Annotated in this window: 16 protein-coding genes; 13 read left to right on the forward strand and 3 right to left on the reverse strand. The window is 62.3% G+C overall.

What is annotated here, in order from left to right; all coding sequences use genetic code 11:
- The first annotated feature begins 49 nt into the window (after nucleotides 1-49).
- Together CWB41_RS09890 and CWB41_RS09895 are read left to right on the forward strand one after the other, a co-directional pair.
- Nucleotides 50-724: an extensin-like domain-containing protein gene (locus tag CWB41_RS09890; protein WP_165204225.1), complete on the forward strand. Its 675-nt coding sequence runs from the start codon at nucleotides 50-52 to the stop codon at nucleotides 722-724.
- A 98-nt stretch (nucleotides 725-822) separates the two neighbouring features.
- Nucleotides 823-1,776, forward strand: coding sequence for a D-2-hydroxyacid dehydrogenase (locus CWB41_RS09895; protein ID WP_115836874.1), 954 nt, complete (start codon nucleotides 823-825; stop codon nucleotides 1,774-1,776).
- A gap of 47 nt (nucleotides 1,777-1,823) precedes the next feature.
- On the opposite strand, the gene CWB41_RS09900 is transcribed toward CWB41_RS09895, so the two are convergent.
- On the reverse strand, nucleotides 1,824-2,441 hold the full coding sequence (locus CWB41_RS09900) for a response regulator transcription factor (RefSeq protein ID WP_115837115.1): 618 nt from the start codon (nucleotides 2,439-2,441) through the stop codon (nucleotides 1,824-1,826).
- Between the two features lie 231 nt (nucleotides 2,442-2,672).
- Between CWB41_RS09900 and CWB41_RS09905 the strand changes: the two genes are divergently transcribed.
- Entirely contained in the window at nucleotides 2,673-4,046 is a 1,374-nt protein-coding gene (locus CWB41_RS09905; RefSeq protein ID WP_115836873.1) for a sensor histidine kinase, read from the forward strand.
- An 8-nt stretch (nucleotides 4,047-4,054) separates the two neighbouring features.
- Here the strand turns inward: CWB41_RS09905 and ruvX are convergent, their stop codons facing one another.
- Nucleotides 4,055-4,534: a Holliday junction resolvase RuvX gene (gene ruvX / locus CWB41_RS09910; RefSeq protein ID WP_115836872.1), complete on the reverse strand. Its 480-nt coding sequence runs from the start codon at nucleotides 4,532-4,534 to the stop codon at nucleotides 4,055-4,057.
- Nucleotides 4,535-4,648: 114 nt separating this feature from the next.
- On the opposite strand from ruvX, the gene CWB41_RS09915 reads away from it, so the two are divergent.
- From CWB41_RS09915 to CWB41_RS16190, 6 genes are all read left to right on the forward strand, one after another.
- Nucleotides 4,649-5,344 (forward strand): metal-dependent hydrolase, encoded by a 696-nt coding sequence (locus CWB41_RS09915; protein WP_115836871.1) that lies wholly within the window; start codon nucleotides 4,649-4,651, stop codon nucleotides 5,342-5,344.
- 74 nt (nucleotides 5,345-5,418) lie between these two features.
- Nucleotides 5,419-5,706: an Asp-tRNA(Asn)/Glu-tRNA(Gln) amidotransferase subunit GatC gene (gene gatC / locus CWB41_RS09920; RefSeq protein ID WP_115836870.1), complete on the forward strand. Its 288-nt coding sequence runs from the start codon at nucleotides 5,419-5,421 to the stop codon at nucleotides 5,704-5,706.
- A 38-nt stretch (nucleotides 5,707-5,744) separates the two neighbouring features.
- On the forward strand, nucleotides 5,745-7,226 hold the full coding sequence (gatA, locus tag CWB41_RS09925) for an Asp-tRNA(Asn)/Glu-tRNA(Gln) amidotransferase subunit GatA (RefSeq protein WP_115836869.1): 1,482 nt from the start codon (nucleotides 5,745-5,747) through the stop codon (nucleotides 7,224-7,226).
- 2 nt (nucleotides 7,227-7,228) lie between these two features.
- A complete protein-coding gene (locus tag CWB41_RS09930) occupies nucleotides 7,229-7,747 on the forward strand; it encodes a lysozyme inhibitor LprI family protein (RefSeq protein ID WP_165204229.1) in 519 nt (172 codons plus the stop codon).
- A 33-nt stretch (nucleotides 7,748-7,780) separates the two neighbouring features.
- Nucleotides 7,781-9,268 (forward strand): Asp-tRNA(Asn)/Glu-tRNA(Gln) amidotransferase subunit GatB, encoded by a 1,488-nt coding sequence (gene gatB / locus CWB41_RS09935; protein ID WP_115836867.1) that lies wholly within the window; start codon nucleotides 7,781-7,783, stop codon nucleotides 9,266-9,268.
- 640 nt (nucleotides 9,269-9,908) lie between these two features.
- Nucleotides 9,909-10,184, forward strand: a complete 276-nt coding sequence (locus CWB41_RS16190) for a histone-like protein 2 (RefSeq protein WP_165204232.1) — start codon at nucleotides 9,909-9,911, stop codon at nucleotides 10,182-10,184.
- Nucleotides 10,185-10,381: 197 nt separating this feature from the next.
- On the opposite strand, the gene CWB41_RS09945 is transcribed toward CWB41_RS16190, so the two are convergent.
- On the reverse strand, nucleotides 10,382-10,804 hold the full coding sequence (locus tag CWB41_RS09945) for a hypothetical protein (protein ID WP_115836864.1): 423 nt from the start codon (nucleotides 10,802-10,804) through the stop codon (nucleotides 10,382-10,384).
- A gap of 182 nt (nucleotides 10,805-10,986) precedes the next feature.
- Here CWB41_RS09945 and CWB41_RS16475 point away from each other — a divergent pair, with 182 nt between their 5' ends.
- The 4 genes from CWB41_RS16475 to CWB41_RS09960 all read left to right on the forward strand — a co-directional run bounded on the left by CWB41_RS16475 (nucleotide 10,987) and on the right by CWB41_RS09960 (nucleotide 17,218).
- Nucleotides 10,987-11,109 carry a hypothetical protein gene (locus CWB41_RS16475; protein ID WP_281024151.1) on the forward strand — a complete coding sequence of 41 codons (123 nt, stop codon included), beginning with the start codon at nucleotides 10,987-10,989 and terminating at the stop codon, nucleotides 11,107-11,109.
- Nucleotides 11,110-11,301: 192 nt separating this feature from the next.
- Entirely contained in the window at nucleotides 11,302-14,499 is a 3,198-nt protein-coding gene (locus CWB41_RS09950; RefSeq protein WP_115836863.1) for an efflux RND transporter permease subunit, read from the forward strand.
- A complete protein-coding gene (locus CWB41_RS09955) occupies nucleotides 14,499-15,719 on the forward strand; it encodes an efflux RND transporter periplasmic adaptor subunit (RefSeq protein WP_115836862.1) in 1,221 nt (406 codons plus the stop codon). The genes CWB41_RS09950 and CWB41_RS09955 overlap by 1 nt, the downstream gene beginning before the upstream one ends.
- Complete coding sequence (locus CWB41_RS09960) at nucleotides 15,719-17,218, forward strand: efflux transporter outer membrane subunit (protein WP_115836861.1); 1,500 nt, start codon at nucleotides 15,719-15,721, stop codon at nucleotides 17,216-17,218. Before CWB41_RS09955 ends, CWB41_RS09960 begins: the two co-directional genes overlap by 1 nt.
- Nucleotides 17,219-17,221: the final 3 nt, after the last annotated feature.

Genomic DNA, 17,221 nt, shown 5'->3' on the forward strand with positions numbered 1-17,221 from the left:
TTTGAGCTGAATGGATATCCGTTCAGCCATTTTATTCGCGCTCCTTTCCATGGCCTTGTCTTGCAGCGCAGCAAAGTCTGACTCTTCGGCACCGCTGCCGCCCCCGCGCCCCGCAGGCCTGTCCGCGCCGGCGGCCAAACCAGCAGCGCTGGCGGTTTCGCCAGTCGCCACGCCGGATCCGGCCTGTGCGCGTGTCTTTGCCAGCAAGCGGCTTATCGTCGCCGCCGCCCCCCCGGTGAGCGGCCCGAACGGCTGCGGCATCGCCGCGCCGGTTACCTTGAAGGCCGTCGTGCTCGCCGATGGAACGACAGTTCCATTCGAGCCGCCTTCGCTCATTCGCTGCGATCTCGCCGAGGCGCTTGGCGATTGGGTTCATGACGACGTGGCCCCGGCCGTCCAGCCGGAGGGCGGGCTCGCCAAGATTCTCGGCTCCGTCGGCTATGAGTGCCGCAACCGCAATCATCTCGCGACGGAAAAGCTCAGCGAGCACGCCAAGGGCAATGCGGTCGACCTTCGCGGCGTCGTGCTGCGCGACGGGCGGCAGATTCTCATCCAGACGCAAGCCGAAAAACCCGCGTTTCTGGCGCGTCTAAAAGCCAGTGCCTGCGCGCGGTTCAGGACGGTCCTTGGGCCGGGGTCGGACCCCGCGCATGCGCTTCACCTCCACGTCGATCTGGAACAGCGCCGCAATAATTTTCGCATCTGCGAATGGAATGTGAACTAGCGTGTCCGCGGAGAACCGCTTAGCTGCGGCGCTTTTCCGACCCGATTGACCTTCCAGGCCCGTCCCCATAAGGAGAGGGCGAAAAAGGAGAGGCGCCCGTGGCTGAGACCCCGCATTACAATATCGTTTTCCTCGACCGCGCGACGATCGGCGTCCCCGTGCGGCAGCCGAATTTCCCGCATAGCTACACGGAATATCAGGAGACGGTCGCCGACGAGGTGGTCGAGCGCCTCGCGGATGCCGACATCGCCATCATCAACAAGGTGCAGGTGCGCGCCCCGAGCCTTGAGAAACTGCCCAAGTTGAAATTGATCGCCGTCGCCGCGACCGGCACCGATTGCGTGGATAAGGCCTATTGCAAGGCGCATGGCATCGCCGTGTCGAACATCCGCAATTATGCCGACAATACGGTCCCGGAGCATACGCTGGCGCTGATCTTCGCGCTGCGCCGTAGCCTCGTTCCCTATGTGCTCGACGTGCGCCGCGGCAAATGGCAGACGATCAACCAATTTTGCTATTTCGATCATCCGATCCACGACATCGCCGGTTCGACGCTGGGCCTCATCGGCTATGGCGCACTTGGCAAGTCGGTCGGCGCCCGCGCCGAGGCTTTGGGCATGAAGGTGATCGCGACGGACCTCTATGATTTTCCCGGCAAGGTCGATCTCGACACCGTCCTGAAAGAGAGCGATGTCATCTCGCTGCATTGCCCGCTGACAGAGCAGACGCGCAACGTCATCGGCGCTGCCGAACTGAAGAAGATGAAGAACGATGCCGTTCTCATCAACACTGCGCGCGGCGGCCTTGTCGATGAGAAGGCGCTCGTCGAGGCGTTGAAATCCGGCGAGATCGCCGGTGCGGGTTTCGATGTGCTCACGGTCGAGCCGCCCAAGAACGGCAATGTCTTGCTCGATGCAGATCTGCCCAATTTGCTGATCACGCCGCATGTCGCCTGGGCAAGCGTCGAGGCGATGACGGGGCTGTCCAACCAGCTCATCGACAATGTCGAGGCCTGGGTTGCCGGAAAGCCGCGCAACCTCGTGCTCGAATAGCGGATATTGGTAGCAGGCGGGCCGGCCCCTCTCGATAGAGGAAAGGGTCAGGCCAGCTTGTTTTCGACGGCGATGCGGACGAGGTCGAGCGGCGTGCGCGCACCGAGCTTGCGCTTGAGCACCGCGCAGGAATTGGCAACCGTCTTGTAAGACACGTTGATGACCCCGGCGATCTCGGCCATGCTCTTGCCGGCGCGCAGGAGCCGCAAAATCTCCAGTTCGCGCGCATTCAGCCCGGTCAGGAAATCGCGCCGGCCCGGATCGAGAAAAGCCAGCTTCTGCGCCATCTCCGGCAACAGGAAGGTCTGCCCCGCCGCGACGGCGCGGATCGCGGCGACGAAGCGCGCCGGATCTTCGCACTTGCCGATATAGCCCTTCGCGCCGTTCTCAATCGCGCGCGCGGCGAAAATCGGATCGTCATTCATCGTGAAGATGATGATCTTCGCCTGCGGGTCGTATTCGAGAATCTGCCGCGTCAGCGCGAAGCCGGACATGCCAGGCAGATTGATGTCGATCACCACGACGTCTGGCCGTGCTTCGACGTATTTGTCGTAGGCTTGCGCGGAATTCAGCGCATCGATAACCGTAATATCCTCGTAGGGTGACAGCATCGCCCGGCACCCAGAAATAATGACCGGGTGATCATCGACGATCAGAACTTGCATCTTCTCCAACCCGCCAGCGAAATAACCCGGCGATGTTTCGGCTGGCGATGCGCTCGTGTCAACGATTTCCCTTAGATCATAGACGCTTAACAGGGAATATGGGTATAAGGACTGGGTACTGTAGAAAAAGTCATGGCATGTATAGATAACATCCCGGCGGCATGAGATTCTTTGAACCTGCAAGCGGGACTCAGGCGCAACCTTGCGTCGCGCAGCTTATGAGGCGTGGTGATGCGAAGTCTGTCTTTGCGCTGGCGCTTGAACCTTCTCCTCGGCGCGGTGCTCTTTCTCTCCCTGCTGGTCAATTTCGCCTTGATCGGCTGGAACGCCGGACCGCGCGTGCAGGCCGAAGGCGAGAGCGATCAAACGCTGGCGCGTGAGATGATCGAAACGGTGATGGCAAGCCTGCAGGACGCAACGGATCCGGAACCGCTGCTGCAGCGTCTCCTCGCCGAGCTCAAGAATTTGCGGCATGTGCGCATCGTGATCGCGCGGGACATGACCGAAGTTCATAACCTGCCGTTGATCTCCACGAAGAGTCAGGTGGGCAGCGCGCCCTATTGGTTTATCCGCCTGTTTCAGCCGCGCCCGAACATCACCGTCGTTCCGGCGACCATCCACGGCCGCAGTTACGGCGACATCGTCATCATCGCCAATCCGACGAGCGAGGTCGCGGAAATCTGGACGGAAGTGGTTTCAGTCGCGGCGACAACTCTCGCCTTCGGCGTGTTTCTCTTCATCCTGATCCTGATCCTCGTCGGACGCGCCATCGCGCCGATCGCCGATGTGAGCAATGCGATCTCGAAGCTTGCCCGCGGCGATACGGACATAAAGCTGACACCGCGCGGGCCGCCGGAATTCGTCGATATCGGCACAAAGATCAACGGGCTCGCCGCCGACCTCGCGAAGATCAACGCCGAGAATCATCGGCTCATCCATCAGATGATGCGGGTGCAGGAGGAGGAGCGGGGCCAGATCGCGCGCGATCTGCATGATGAAATGGGGCCGCCCCTGTTTTGCATCCGCGCCAATGTCAGCGCGCTGAGCGAAGGCACGCCGGCTCCAGCCGTAATCAAGCAGAATGTCGCGTCGATCGGCGAACAGGCCGAGGCGATCCAGACCTTGCTGCGCCGCCTGTTGCAGCGGCTGCGGCCGCCCGGGCTCGACGAATTGGGCCTCGCCGAAGCGTTGCGCACCCTCGTCGGCTCCTGGCGCGCTGCGCATCCGGAACTCGAAATATCCCTCCAGTTCAGCGACGATTTCGACCTCGTCGGAGAAGCCGTCGAGCTTGCCGCCTATCGCGTAGTGCAGGAAAGCCTGACCAATATTTTCCGCCACGCGCGGGCGCGCAAGGCGCGTGTCAGCATCGACTATGTCTCGCTCGACGAGAGCGGCATGGGGGAGGCGCTGCGCGTCGTGGTGGAAGACGATGGAATCGGCATCGGTGAAGCGACCGTACGCGGGCTCGGTCTCACCGGCATGAACGAGCGCGTTCAGGGTTGCGGCGGCACGCTGCGGATCACGCGGCGCGCGGGCGGTGGCACGTGTGTCGAAGCGATCTTCCCCCTCGCGCAGATGAGCGATCTGGCCTTGGGGGTCGCCTAGGTCGTCAATTATCCCAGAGCCGCGGCGTTCAGCCGGTCGAGCGCGCCTTGCAGAATATAGGCGGCGGCCATCCGGTCGACGACTGCGGCGCGCTTCGCCCGCGAGGCGTCCTGTTCGATCAGCGTGCGGAGGACAGCGGCGGTCGAAAGGCGCTCGTCCCAGAAGACGATGGGCGCCGGCGTCAGCTTGGCGAGATTGCGGACGAAGGCGCGGGTTGCCTGGGCGCGCGGCCCCTCGCTGCCGTCCATGTTGAGCGGCAGGCCCACAACGAAACCGGCGACGCCGAATTTTTCGGCCCGCGCCAGCAAAGCGGCGGCGTCGGCGGAAAATTTGTCGCGCTTCAAGGTTTCCAGCGGGCTGGCGAGCCGGCGCTCAACATCCGAGAGGGCAAGGCCGATGGTCTTGGTGCCGAGATCGAGGCCCATCAACCGTTGGCCGCGGCCGAGGCGCGCGGCCAGGTCCGTGATCGGAATTTCCGGTCCGCTCATGCGTGAAATGCGCGTTTGCGCGGCGCAGGAAGTGGCCGCGCGGCCGGGATTGGGCTATGTCCTCCGCGATGTGCCGTGCCGCCGTGCGGCATCCGTTTGGTTCTGGAGCAGCCCATGAAAATCACCTGGCTCGGCCATTCCGCTTTCCGGATCGAAACCCGATCCTCGGTCATTCTCATTGATCCGTTTCTGCGCGGCAATCCGAAATTCCAGCTCGATTTTAACGCTGTCACCGCCGGGGCGACCCATATCCTGTTGACACATGGCCACGACGACCATGTTGGCGACACCGTCGAGATCGCCAAGGCGAGCGGCGCGCAAATCGTCTCGAGCTTCGAGGTCTGTGTCAATCTCGCCGGTCAGGGCGCGTCTAACATCAATCCCGGCAATACGGGAGGCACGATCACCCTGGGCGACTTCAAGGCGAGTTTCACGCCGGCGTTCCATTCCTCCAGTACGATCGTTGACGGCAAGCCCGTCTATCTCGGCAATCCGATGGGCATTGTCGTCACCCCGACGGACGGACCCACCATTTACCACATGGGCGATACGGCGATCTTCTCGGATATGGCGCTCGTCCATGAACTCTACCATCCGAAAATCGGCCTCATCCCGGTCGGTGATCGTTTCACCATGGGCGGCAAGATTGCGGCCGAGGCCGTGCATCGCTATTTCGCCTTCGAATCCGTCATCCCCTGCCATTACGGGACCTTCGATCTGCTGGCACAGACGCCGGACGAATTCGTCGTGGCCCTCGGCGGCAAGCCCAGGGTGTATGTGCCGGCCATCGGCGAGACGCTTGAGGTTTGACTTTGATTGCCCAGGCTGGCGGGCGGATGCTATAGGCTCGGCCCTTGCTTCCGAGGCGAGGCAGAGGAGACAAAATGGCTGTTGATCAGGCGACCGTCCGCCGCATTGCGCATCTGGCGCGGATCAAGCTCGCCGAGGCAGATGTACCGCATCTGGCGGACGAGCTGAATTCCATTCTCGCCTTCGTCGAGGAATTGAGCAGCGTCGATGTCACGGGCGTCGAGCCGATGACCTCGGTGATGCCGATGCATCTTTATGAGCGGCCGGATGTCGTCAACGACGGCAACATCCCCGACGCGATCGTCGCCAATGCACCGGCAACCGAGGATCATTTCTTCGTCGTGCCGAAGGTCGTGGAATAGGCCAGCGCGGCCCACCTTTACATATTAGAGAGCAGCATTTGACCGAATTGACCGAATTGAGCCTCGCCGCGGCGCGCGATGCGCTGGTGAAGAAAGAGGTTTCCGCCGTCGATCTCGCCAAGGCGCAGATCGCCGCCGTCGAACAGGGCCGGGCGCTCAATTGCTTCATCGTCGAGACGCCGGAAAAGGCGCTGGCGATGGCGGCGGACTCCGACAAAAGGCTCGCCGCTGGCGAGGCGAGGCCGCTCGAAGGCATCCCGCTTGGCATCAAGGATCTCTATTGCACCAAGGGCGTGCAGACGACCGCGGCAAGCCACATTCTCGAAGGTTTTGTACCGACCTATGAATCGACCGTCTCGGCCAATCTCTGGCGCGACGGCGCGGTGATGCTCGGCAAGCTCAACCTCGACGAATTCGCCATGGGTTCGTCGAACGAGACATCCTATTTCGGGTCCGTCACCTCGCCGTGGCGGCGGCCGGGCTCCAATGTGAAGATCGTGCCCGGCGGCTCGTCCGGTGGCTCGGCGGCGGCGGTCGCAGCGCGGCTCTGCTACGGCGCGACGGCGACGGATACCGGCGGCTCGATCCGCCAGCCCGCCGCGTTCACCGGCACCGTCGGCATCAAGCCGACCTATGGGCGCTGTTCGCGCTGGGGCATTGTCGCTTTCGCCTCGTCGCTCGATCAGGCCGGCCCGATCACCCGCGATGTCCGCGACGCGGCGATCATGCTGCGCTCGATGGCGGGCTACGATCCGAAGGATTCGACCTCGGTCAACCGGCCGGTGCCGGATTACGAGGCGGCCGTCGGCACCTCAATCCGCGGCAAGGTGATAGGCATTCCGAAGGAATATCGGCTCGACGGCATGCCGGCCGAGATCGCCAAACTCTGGGACGATGGCGTCGCCTGGCTGAAAGCGGCCGGCGCCAGGATCGTCGAGATTTCGCTGCCGCACACGCGCTATGCGCTGCCCGCTTATTATATTGTCGCGCCGGCCGAGGCGTCGTCCAATCTCGCGCGCTACGACGGCGTGCGCTACGGATTGCGCGTGCCGGGCAAGGACATTGTCGAGCTTTACGAGAACACCCGCGCCGCCGGTTTCGGCAAGGAAGTGCGCCGCCGCATCATGATCGGCACCTATGTGCTTTCGGCAGGCTATTACGACGCCTATTATGTGCGGGCGCAGAAGATCCGCACGCTCATCAAGCGCGATTTCGAGACCGCCTTCGCCGCTGGCGTCGATGCGATCCTGACCCCGGCGACGCCTTCCGCCGCCTTCGGCATCGGCGAAAAGGGCAGCGCCGATCCGGTGGAAATGTATCTCAACGACGTGTTCACGGTGACGGTGAATATGGCCGGCCTGCCGGGCATCGCGGTGCCGGCGGGGCTGTCGTCCGAAGGATTGCCGCTGGCTCTGCAATTGATCGGCCGCGCCTTCGAGGAGGAGACCTTGTTCGCGGTCGCTTCGGCCATCGAGCAGGCCGCGCCGAAGATCGAACTGCCGCCGAAATGGTGGGTGTGACCATGCGATCAGGCGGCCGGCTGGCACTCTCTCTATTGCTGGTTTGTATGGGGGGCATCGGCGCTGCTTACGCGCAGCAAAAGCCGACCGAGCAGGACCGTGCGGCGATCGCCCAATGTCTGGCCAAGGCCAAAACGACCAAGGCTGCGCCCGAAAGCTGTATCAGCGCCGTGCAAGGGCCCTGCCTCGATAAACCGGAAGGCCAATCGACTGTCGGCATGAGGGATTGCGCAAATCGCGAAGCCGCCATTTGGGATGAGCAATTGAACAAGGGCTATAAAGCTGTCCTCAAAGAATACGGCGATGCCGATGCCGACGGCGATAGCGGCAAGAAGCTCAAGGGCGCCGACCTGATCCGCGATGCGGAGCGCGCATGGCTCGCGTCTCGCGAGAAGAAATGCCGGGTCGCGGGCTTGCAGATGGCGGGCGGCAGCGGCGCGGGCGTCCTCATCGACGATTGTTATCTTTATGAAACGGCGCACCAGGCCATCTGGCTCAATTCGCTGGTGGACACGCCCTGAGAATTATCTCGACGGTAGACGGAAGAGCAGGCCATGAGCACCCACACATCCCCCGCCAAACTCATCAAGGGCGCCACCGGCGACTGGGAGGTCGTGATCGGCCTGGAGGTTCATGCTCAGGTCGTCTCCAAGTCCAAGCTCTTTTCCGGCGCCTCGACCGAATTCGGCGGCGAGCCGAACAGCCACGTCTCGCTGGTCGATGCGGCCATGCCGGGCATGCTGCCGGTCATCAACGAGGAATGCGTCGCCCAGGCGATCCGCAGCGGTCTCGGCCTCAAGGCCAAGATCAACCTGCGTTCGAGCTTCGATAGGAAGAATTATTTCTATCCCGATCTGCCGCAGGGCTATCAGATTTCCCAATATAAAAGTCCGATCGTCGGCGAAGGCGTCGTGACCGTGGATGTGACGCCGACGGAGCAGATCGAGGTCGGCATCGAGCGGCTGCATCTGGAACAGGACGCCGGCAAATCTTTGCATGACCAGTCCCCGACGGACTCCTTCGTCGATCTTAACCGCTCGGGCGTCGCGCTGATGGAGATCGTCTCCAAGCCCGACATGCGCTCGGCCGATGAAGCCAAGGCATACGTCACCAAGCTCAGGACGATCCTGCGCTATCTCGGCACCTGTGACGGCAATATGGAGCAGGGCTCGCTGCGCGCCGACGTCAACGTCTCGGTGCGCCGGCCCGGTGAGGGCCTCGGCACGCGCTGCGAAATCAAGAACGTCAATTCGATCCGCTTCATCGGCCAGGCGATCGAGACCGAGGCGCGCCGCCAGATCGGTATCATCGAGGACGGCGGCAAGATCGATCAGGAGACGCGGCTGTTCGACCCCGGCAAGGGTGAGACACGGTCCATGCGCTCGAAGGAAGAAGCGCACGACTATCGCTATTTCCCCGATCCCGATCTTTTGCCGCTCGAATTCGATCAGGCCTATGTCGACGGGCTGGCCGTGCATCTACCGGAATTGCCGGATGCCAAGCGCGCCCGCTTCATCGCTGAATATGGTCTGCCGCCCTACGATGCCGGCGTGCTCGTCGCCGATAAGGAAACGGCCGATTATTATGAGGCGGCGATTGCCTATGGCGGCGCCAAACGTGATCCGAAGGCGGTCGCCAATTGGATCATGGGCGATGTGTCGGCCTATGCGAATTCGGCGGGCCTCACTGTGCCGCAGACGCATCTGAAGCCGGCGCAGATCGCCGGTCTTGTCGATCTCATCGCCGACGGCACGATCTCCGGAAAGATCGGTAAGGACCTGCTGCTGATCCTCATCGAGGAGGAGAAGGATGGCGATCCGCGCGCCATCGTCGAGGCGCGGGGCATGAAGCAGGTGACCGATCTCGGCGCCATCGAAACCGCGGTCGATGCGATCATCGCGGCCAATCCGGACAAGGTCGCGCAAGCTCTGGCCAAGCCGACAATGCTTGGATGGTTCGTCGGTCAGGTGATGAAGCAGACCGGCGGCAAGGCCAATCCGCAGGCCGTCAATGAGCTGTTGAAGGCCAAACTCGGCATCTGAAGCACGCTCCGAATCAGCCGGCGAATCGTGTGAATCGCGTTTTCAGGCGTTGCGAAGCGCCGCGTGAAGCGTCCAGACGCATTTTTTTTTCGACTCCCACAAAAAAATTTTTGAGCTGTGTTTGGCCTGCTGGGCCGGGTGCGAGGACTGTCTTCGACAGGCACTCATGCGCGCGCGTTTGTCGCCGTGAAGGCGTCTCTCGTAGGCGTGCGCGGCGCTGCAGTGCTGGCGCGCAAGCACATGCGAAGCTGTGCGCAGGCGTTGATGCGCAAGCGTGCGTTCGATGTCGAGAGACGCAAATTGAATCAAGAAAAACAACAACTTTGCATATGCGTGCGCGCATGTAGCGGGGCGCGATCGCAGGCCGACATTGTATGTTGCAGCGGTGTTGACGAATGTTGCTGAACGCGGATTCCGTCGAGCGACATGACGCGTGCGAAACCCGTTCGTTGATGCTGCAAACGCCTGATGCAAGTCCCGCGCGGCAACGTCTTGCTAAGACTAGCGGCGCAGAATCGAAGCGCGATTCGGCCCTTAACGCGCAAGCCCCTCTTGCACCACTGATTAACCGCGCTACGCTATTTAGGCCTCTTGTCGGCAAAGAAACGCATGCCGGCAGATTAGCAGAGGGAACTTGATCATGGTGAAGGCTACCACCAAGCGTAAACCCGCCAAGAAAGCGGCGAAGAAGACTGTCAAGAAGGCCGTGCGGAAAACGGCCGTCAAGAAGAGCGTGAAGAAGGCCACCAAGAAGGCCTCCAAGAAGGTTGCTAAGCGCGTTACGAAGACTGCGGCGAAGAAAGCCCGTACTTCGGCCCGCAAGTCGCCGAGCAAGAAGAGCGCCCCCAAAAAGGCGCGCAAGTCTGCGCCCCGCAAGCCAAAGGCCCCTGCGCCAGCGGCTCCGGAGTCGGTCTAGACTCGTCAAGGCAAGAGGACGGAAGCGGCCAGATTTCCCTCGACCTGCGGTTATCGCGTGAGGGAGCGCATTGAGCTCCGAAACAGGTGCTCATGCGCGGCTGGCCGTTCCGTCTTCGCCAATCTGTGTGAAGTCAATCTGTGTGAGTAAGACCTCGCGTCCCGGCCGTCACAGGCCCGTGGGCGCGGTTTTTTGGTTCAACGCGTCAGGCATTTGCGGGCGAAGTTGAACCAGATCTTTTCCTCCGCCGTCCCGGCCAGCTTCATGTTTTGCCATTCCACCGCGCATTGGTGCATGCGTGCGTGAGAGGCCGGCGGCAATTTCAGCATCGTTCCCGGGCCGTCATTGAATCTGGTGTTGTCGATCGGTTCGTCCGGTTCTTTCTGCGGTGCCGGCGCCGTATTGGCCTGAGTATCTTCAGGTTGCGGTGCGATAGATGCGGGCGAGGGCTGCGTCGCCTCCAGTGCGGCGGGCCGCTTCGGCGGCATGGGCGCTGAGGAAACGCCGGGATCTTGCGGTGCTCCCTGCACGATCTCCTGTCCCACCTGAACCCCGTCGGCCGAGGCGGCGATCGTTGTCATCCCGGTCAGGGCCAGCGCGAGCCCCAGGCCGCGGGTCAATCTCGCCCCTTGCGGAGACAGCCGGGGACGTATCGCGCGATCCGTCGGGCCGGGTAGGGCGGAGCGGGGTTGGATGAGGTTCATTCCTTGTCGGCGCCAAGGGTCATCGAAGGCATTGTGGCGGCTCGGTTCCAGAAACCAAAAAATCTAGGGCGGGATCATGGCCCTGATAGGAAAGACCTGTGGCGACGGCCCGCATCGAGCCGGAACAACGCAATTCTGCTGGCCAAAACGGCCCGTTCAACAAAACTTTTGGGCTCGATCACGCGCTTGCGATGGCGTTTGCGGCTATCCGCCTTGAATGACCCTGAAAGCTCCGCAATAAGACGGCCACGGGTTGGTTAGCCGATCCGAAGACGTCGTTAAGGCGCGCCGGAGCGCATTGCAACCCGAGAGGAGTGTGCGTGCAATCCTATCGCGCTTCTTGGTCTCGCGAGTTGCTTCATCCCGTGCCCGGCGGAAAATCGGGCGAGCGCGCCCGAAAGGAGTGCCATTGAATGTGGATCGTCCGCCTCGCGCTCGATCGGCCTTATACCTTCATCGTTCTGGCGCTGCTGATCCTCATTCTGAGCCCGGTGGTGATCCTCGGGACGCCGACGGACATTTTTCCCAATATCAATATTCCGGTCGTCTCGGTCGTATGGACCTATACGGGCCTCAATCCGGAGGAGATGGAAGGCCGGCTGACGACCTCTTATGAGCGCGTTCTGACGACGGTCGTCGACAATATCCAGCACATCGAGTCGACGAGCTATAATGGCTTGGCGGTGGTCAAGATCTTCCTGCAGCCGGGCGCCAGCCTCGATACGGCCAATGCCCAGGTGACCGCCTGCTCGCAATTCATTCTTCGGCAGATGCCGCCGGGGACGCAGCCGCCGATCATTCTCAATTTCAGCGCTTCCAGCGTGCCGATCCTGCAGCTCGGTCTGTCCGGCTCCGGACTATCGGAACAGGATCTCAACGATCTCGCCCTGAACTTCCTGCGTCCCCAGCTCATCACCGTGCCGGGCGCCGTGGTTCCTTATCCTTATGGCGGCAAGCAGCGCGAGATTATGATCAATCTCAATCCGCAGCAGCTTCAGGCCAAGGGACTTGCGCCGTCCGACGTCCTGAGCTCGGTCGAACGGCAATATCTGGTCTTGCCCTCGGGTACGGTGAAGCTTTCGCAATTCGAATATGACGTCCACCTCAACGGCACGACGCAGACGGTCGACGAGCTGAACAATCTGCCGATCAAGACCATCGGCAATGCGACGATCTATCTGCGCGACGTGGCGACCGTCAGTCTGGCCTTTGCGCCACAGACCAATATCGTCAGGCAGAACGGCCGGCGCGGTGTGTTGATGAGCATCATCAAGGCCGGCAACGCCTCGACGATCAGCGTCGTGGACGGCATCCACGCCATTTTACCGCGGGTTGAACAAACCCTGCCGCCGCAGCTGCATATCGAGTCGCTCGCCGATCAGTCGATTTTCGTCAAAGCCTCGATCGCCAGCGTGATCCGCGAGGCGGTCATCGCCGCCGGGCTCACCGCCCTCATGATCCTGCTGTTCCTCGGCAGTTGGCGCTCGACCCTCATCATTGCCGTCTCGATCCCGCTATCGATCCTGACCTCGCTGATGGTTTTGAGCTTCCTCGGCGAGACGATCAACATCATGACCCTCGGCGGACTGGCCCTGGCGGTCGGCATCCTCGTCGACGATGCGACGGTGACGATCGAAAATATCGAGCGCTATATGGAAGAGGGGTACGCCCAGCGCGATGCCATCCTCCACGGCGCCGCGCAGATCGCCGTGCCGGCGCTGGTTTCGACGCTCTCTATCTGCATCGTCTTCGTGCCGATGTTCCTGCTCAGCGGCGTCGCGCGCTATCTTTTCGTGCCCCTGGCCGAGGCCGTCGTCTTCGCCATGCTCGCCTCTTATATATTGTCGCGCACCCTGGTGCCGACGATGGCCATGTATCTGCTGACGACGGAGAAGCACGAGAATGGCGGCCGCCGTTCAAGCAATCCGTTGAAATTGTTCCAGCAGGGGTTCGAGGCGCGGTTCGAGCGGCTACGCCTGCGCTATCACGGCGTGCTGGCGTCCCTGGTGCAAAACCGCAAGGTCTTCGTGCCGGTGTTTCTGGGCTGCTGTCTGGCGGTTTTCGCGCTGGCGCCCTGGCTTGGCCAGGACTTCTTCCCCAATACCGATAGCGGCCAGTTCATCCTTCATGTGCGGGGCAAGACCGGCACCCGCATCGAGGAGACGGCGCGGCTTGTCGATCTCGTCGAGGACCGGATTCGCGTGATCATTCCGGCGCGCGAGATGGGCGCCATCATCGACAATATCGGTCTGCCATACAGCGGCATAAATCTCACGCACACGACGTCGGGCGTGATCGGCGCCGCCGATGCCGACATCATGGTCCAGCTCAACGAGAATCATCAGCCGACCGACCATTATGTGCAGAAGATCCGGCTGGCGATGGCAAAGGATTTCCCCGGCGTCACCTTCTATACGCTGCCCGCTGACATGATCACGCAGATCCTCAATTTCGGTCTGCCGTCGCCTATCGATATTCAGATCAGCGGCTCGGATATCAACAAGGACCACGTTGTCGCTGACCGCATGCTTGAACGCATCCGGAATGTGAGCGGCGTCGTCGATGCGCGCATCCAGCAAAAGTTCGATTATCCGACGTTCCAGATCGCCGTCGATCGGACCAAGGCGCAACAGAACGGGCTCGCGGAGAATGATGTGGCGAGCAGCATCCTCGATACGCTGAGCGGCAGTTTCCAGACCTCGCCATTGTTCTTTTTGAACCGCACCAACGGGGTCAACTACAACCTTGCGACGATGGCGCCGCAATATGACATCCAGTCCCTGCAGGATTTGCAGAACCTGCCCATTACCGGGCCGACCCAGCGGGCGCCGGCAATCCTGGCCGATGTCGCGACCATAACCCGCTCGCAGGAAATGGCGGCGGTGGATCATTATAATATCCGCCGCGTGGTCGACATCTATGCCAATGTTCACGGCCGCGACCTCGGCGCTGTCGGCCGTGACATCGAGAAAATCGTCGGCGAGGACAAGCGTCTGCTCCCACGTGGCAGCTTCGTCGCCATCCGTGGGCAATTGGAGACCATGAAGGCCTCCTACATCGATCTTTTCGAGGGTCTCGCCTTCTCGATTTTGTTCGTCTACCTGCTGATCGTCGTCAACTTCCAGTCTTGGTCGGATGCCCTTATCGTCATCACCGCCCTGCCGGCGGCGTTGGCAGGCATCGTTCTCTTCCTGTTCTTTACGGGAACGACACTGAGCGTGCCGGCACTGATGGGAGCCATCATGTGCATGGGTGTCGCCACGGCCAACAGCATTCTCGTCATCGCCTTCGCCCGCGAGAAGCTGGCGGAGCATGGCGACGCGGTTCAGGCGGCGATCGATGCGGGGTTCACCCGGTTCCGGCCGGTTCTGATGACGGCGCTGGCGATGATCATCGGCATGGTACCGATGGCGCTCGGCGCTGGCGAGGGCGGCGAGCAGAACGCGCCGCTTGGCCGTGCGGTCATCGGTGGCCTGTTGCTCGCGACCGTCGCGACCTTGCTTTTCGTTCCGACTGTTTTTTCCCTGCTGCATTACCGCAAGGGCGGTCCGGCGAAATCGCCGCCGCCGCCGGCGGATGAACATGCAGGGCACGGGAGCTTAGTGGCCTGATGCTCGAGAAAACCGACAACGTGAAGCCCGATGCGGCGCCGCACACCGCGCCGGAAACCGAGCCGTCAGCACCGCTGCAGCGCGGGTCCGGCGGCAAGCTGCTGATCCTCCTGGCTTTGGCGGTGCTCCTCGGGGGCATTTATTTTGGCATCCGTGCGCGCACGACGGCTGAGGCCGCGCTCTCGCAGGAGACGGTCGAAGCGGCCGTGCCGATCGTCGAAGTCGTGCAGCCGAAGGCCGATGCCCCAGATCAGGCGCTGGTTTTGCCAGGGCAGACGACGGCATTCACCGACACGCCGATCTATGCCCGCGCCAACGGCTATCTGAAGAAATGGTATGTCGATATCGGCGCGCAGGTGAAGAAAGGCGAATTGCTGGCCGAGATCGAGACCCCCGAACTCGACGCACAATTGCGCCAGGCGCGCGCCGATCTGGTGACCGCGGAGGCCAACGCCAAATTGGCGAGCATCACCGCGAACCGCACCGAGGATCTCTTGAAGTCAAACTCGGTTTCGACGCAGGAGCGCGATAATGCGGCCGGCGCCTCTGCCGCCGATAAGGCGATCGTCACCTCGCGCCAGGCCGATGTGGCGCGGCTCGAGGAGCTGCAATCCTATGAGAAAATCTATGCGCCGTTCGACGGTGTTATCACCGCCCGCAATACCGATCTCGGCGACCTGATCACGGCCGGTGCCGGGACGCGCAACAGCGAGCTTTTCCACATGCAGGCGACCGGGACGCTGCGCATCTATGTGGCGATCCCCGAGATTTATGCGCCGCAGATTCATGTCGGCGCCAAGCCCAGCGTCACGCTGGACGAATATCCGGGCCAGTCGTTCGAGGGAACATTGGTGCGGACCGACAAGGCGATCAACCAATTGTCGCGCACGCTTCTGGCCGAGGTTGATGTCGACAATGCCACGGACAAAATCCTGCCCGGCGCCTATACATTCGTGCATTTCGCGCTGCGTCCGCACGCCGGCAGCGTGACGATCCCCGCCAATACGCTGCTGTTCCGCAGCGAAGGTTTGCGCGTCGGCATCGTCCGCGACGGCAAGGTGGAACTGGTTCCTATCTCCATCGGGCGCGACTATGGCGATCGCGTCGAAGTCCTCTCGGGGCTCAAAAGCACGGATCAGGTCATCGTCAATCCATCGGATTCCCTGATCAGCGGTGTGACAGTGCGCGTCAACGCCAGCAAGCCGGCCGGAGCCAGCTAATGCGATATGCGTGGGGGGTCGTCGCATCATTTGGGTTGCTACTGACGGGCTGCATGGTGGGGCCGGATTACATAATTCCGGCGGTTCCAGTCACGCCGAAGTTCAAGGAAGCGAGAACACCGGCCGATCCCAAGACGGCTGGCATATGGATACGCGCGACGCCGAGCGATGCGCTCGCGCGCGGCAAGTGGTGGGAAGTCTTCGGCGATCCCGAGCTCAACCGGCTTGAGGCGCAACTGGGCGATGCCAACCAGAGCCTGAAAGAAGCCGAAGCGCGTTTCGCACAGTCGCGCGCCTTGATCCGCGTGGCACGCGCCGCCGAATTCCCGAGCGTTTCGGCCGGGAGCAGCGCCGCATACATCCGCGAGTCCGCGCATCAGCCCTATGTTACGTTTCCGAACCCGCCGGCGCTGGGCGATTTCCAAATGCCCGTTGATCTCAATTACGAGATCGATTTCTGGGGCAGCGTGCACCGCTCGGTTGAGGCAGCGCGGGAGGAGGCGCAGGCGACCGCGGCCGATCTCTCGACGGCGAGCCTGAGCCTCCATGCCGAGCTTGCACTCGACTATATTGCCCTGCGCGCCCAGGATGCCCAGCAGCGGCTGCTCGACGAGACGGTGAAAGCCTACGCGCACGCGCTTCAACTGACGACCAACCGGCATGTCGGCGGTCTTGCGCCGGAATCCGATGTCGAACAGGCGCAGACCCAGCTCGCCACGACCAAGGTGCAGGACACCGATGTGGGTGTCGCGCGCGCGCAATATGAGCATGCCATCGCTGTGCTGATCGGCGAGCCGCCGGCGGCGCTCACGATTCCCGCGGCCTCTTTCGGCCAGCTCAAGCCGCGGCTGATCCCCGCCGTTCTGCCGTCCGAGCTTTTGCAGCGCCGGCCGGACATTGCCGCCGCGGAGCGGCGTGTTGCCGAGGCCAATCAGCAAATCGGCATCGCGGATGCGGCTTTTTATCCAAACGTGAACCTCGCGGCGCTGGCCGGTTTCCAGGGCACGACGCCGGCAAACTGGTTCTTGTGGCCGAGCCTGCTCTGGTCGGTCGGCACGACCCTGTCGCAACCGATCTTCGACGGCGGCGCCATCCGCGCGCAATCTGACGCAGTTCGCGCCGCCTATGCGGGCGATGTCGCCACCTACCGGCAGACGACGCTTTCCGCCTTCCAGGATGTCGAAGACAATCTGTCGGCCCTGCGCATCCTCGGCAAGGAGGCCAAGCAGCAGCGCGACGCCGTGATCGCCGCCAACAGGGCGCTCGACACATTCACCAAAGCCTATACAGGCGGCGAGGTGGCCTATCTTCAGGTCATCACCGCGCAGACGGCGGCTCTGTCCAACGAGGTCAACCAGGTCGATATCGAGCGTCGACGCCTCGAGGCGAATGTGCGGCTCGTCAAGGCGCTCGGCGGCGGCTGGGATACGGGGCTGCTGCCGGTCCTCGCTTCGAGCGGCCTGCCGCGCGGCGCCTTCGTGCCCGTCGGGCAGCAGTAGAAA

The sequence above is a fragment of the Methylovirgula ligni genome, from assembly GCF_004135935.1.
Classification (GTDB): domain Bacteria; phylum Pseudomonadota; class Alphaproteobacteria; order Rhizobiales; family Beijerinckiaceae; genus Methylovirgula; species Methylovirgula ligni.

Coding starts and splice junctions, on each gene's coding strand:
- CWB41_RS09890 (WP_165204225.1), top strand. CDS start 50: ATGGCCTTGTCTTGCAGCGCAGCAAAGTCTGACTCTTCGGCACCGCTG.
- CWB41_RS09900 (WP_115837115.1), bottom strand. CDS start 2,441: ATGCAAGTTCTGATCGTCGATGATCACCCGGTCATTATTTCTGGGTGC.
- CWB41_RS09905 (WP_115836873.1), top strand. CDS start 2,673: ATGCGAAGTCTGTCTTTGCGCTGGCGCTTGAACCTTCTCCTCGGCGCG.
- ruvX (WP_115836872.1), bottom strand. CDS start 4,534: ATGAGCGGACCGGAAATTCCGATCACGGACCTGGCCGCGCGCCTCGGC.
- CWB41_RS09915 (WP_115836871.1), top strand. CDS start 4,649: ATGAAAATCACCTGGCTCGGCCATTCCGCTTTCCGGATCGAAACCCGA.
- gatC (WP_115836870.1), top strand. CDS start 5,419: ATGGCTGTTGATCAGGCGACCGTCCGCCGCATTGCGCATCTGGCGCGG.
- CWB41_RS09930 (WP_165204229.1), top strand. CDS start 7,229: ATGCGATCAGGCGGCCGGCTGGCACTCTCTCTATTGCTGGTTTGTATG.
- gatB (WP_115836867.1), top strand. CDS start 7,781: ATGAGCACCCACACATCCCCCGCCAAACTCATCAAGGGCGCCACCGGC.
- CWB41_RS16190 (WP_165204232.1), top strand. CDS start 9,909: ATGGTGAAGGCTACCACCAAGCGTAAACCCGCCAAGAAAGCGGCGAAG.
- CWB41_RS09950 (WP_115836863.1), top strand. CDS start 11,302: ATGTGGATCGTCCGCCTCGCGCTCGATCGGCCTTATACCTTCATCGTT.
- CWB41_RS09955 (WP_115836862.1), top strand. CDS start 14,499: ATGCTCGAGAAAACCGACAACGTGAAGCCCGATGCGGCGCCGCACACC.
- CWB41_RS09960 (WP_115836861.1), top strand. CDS start 15,719: ATGCGATATGCGTGGGGGGTCGTCGCATCATTTGGGTTGCTACTGACG.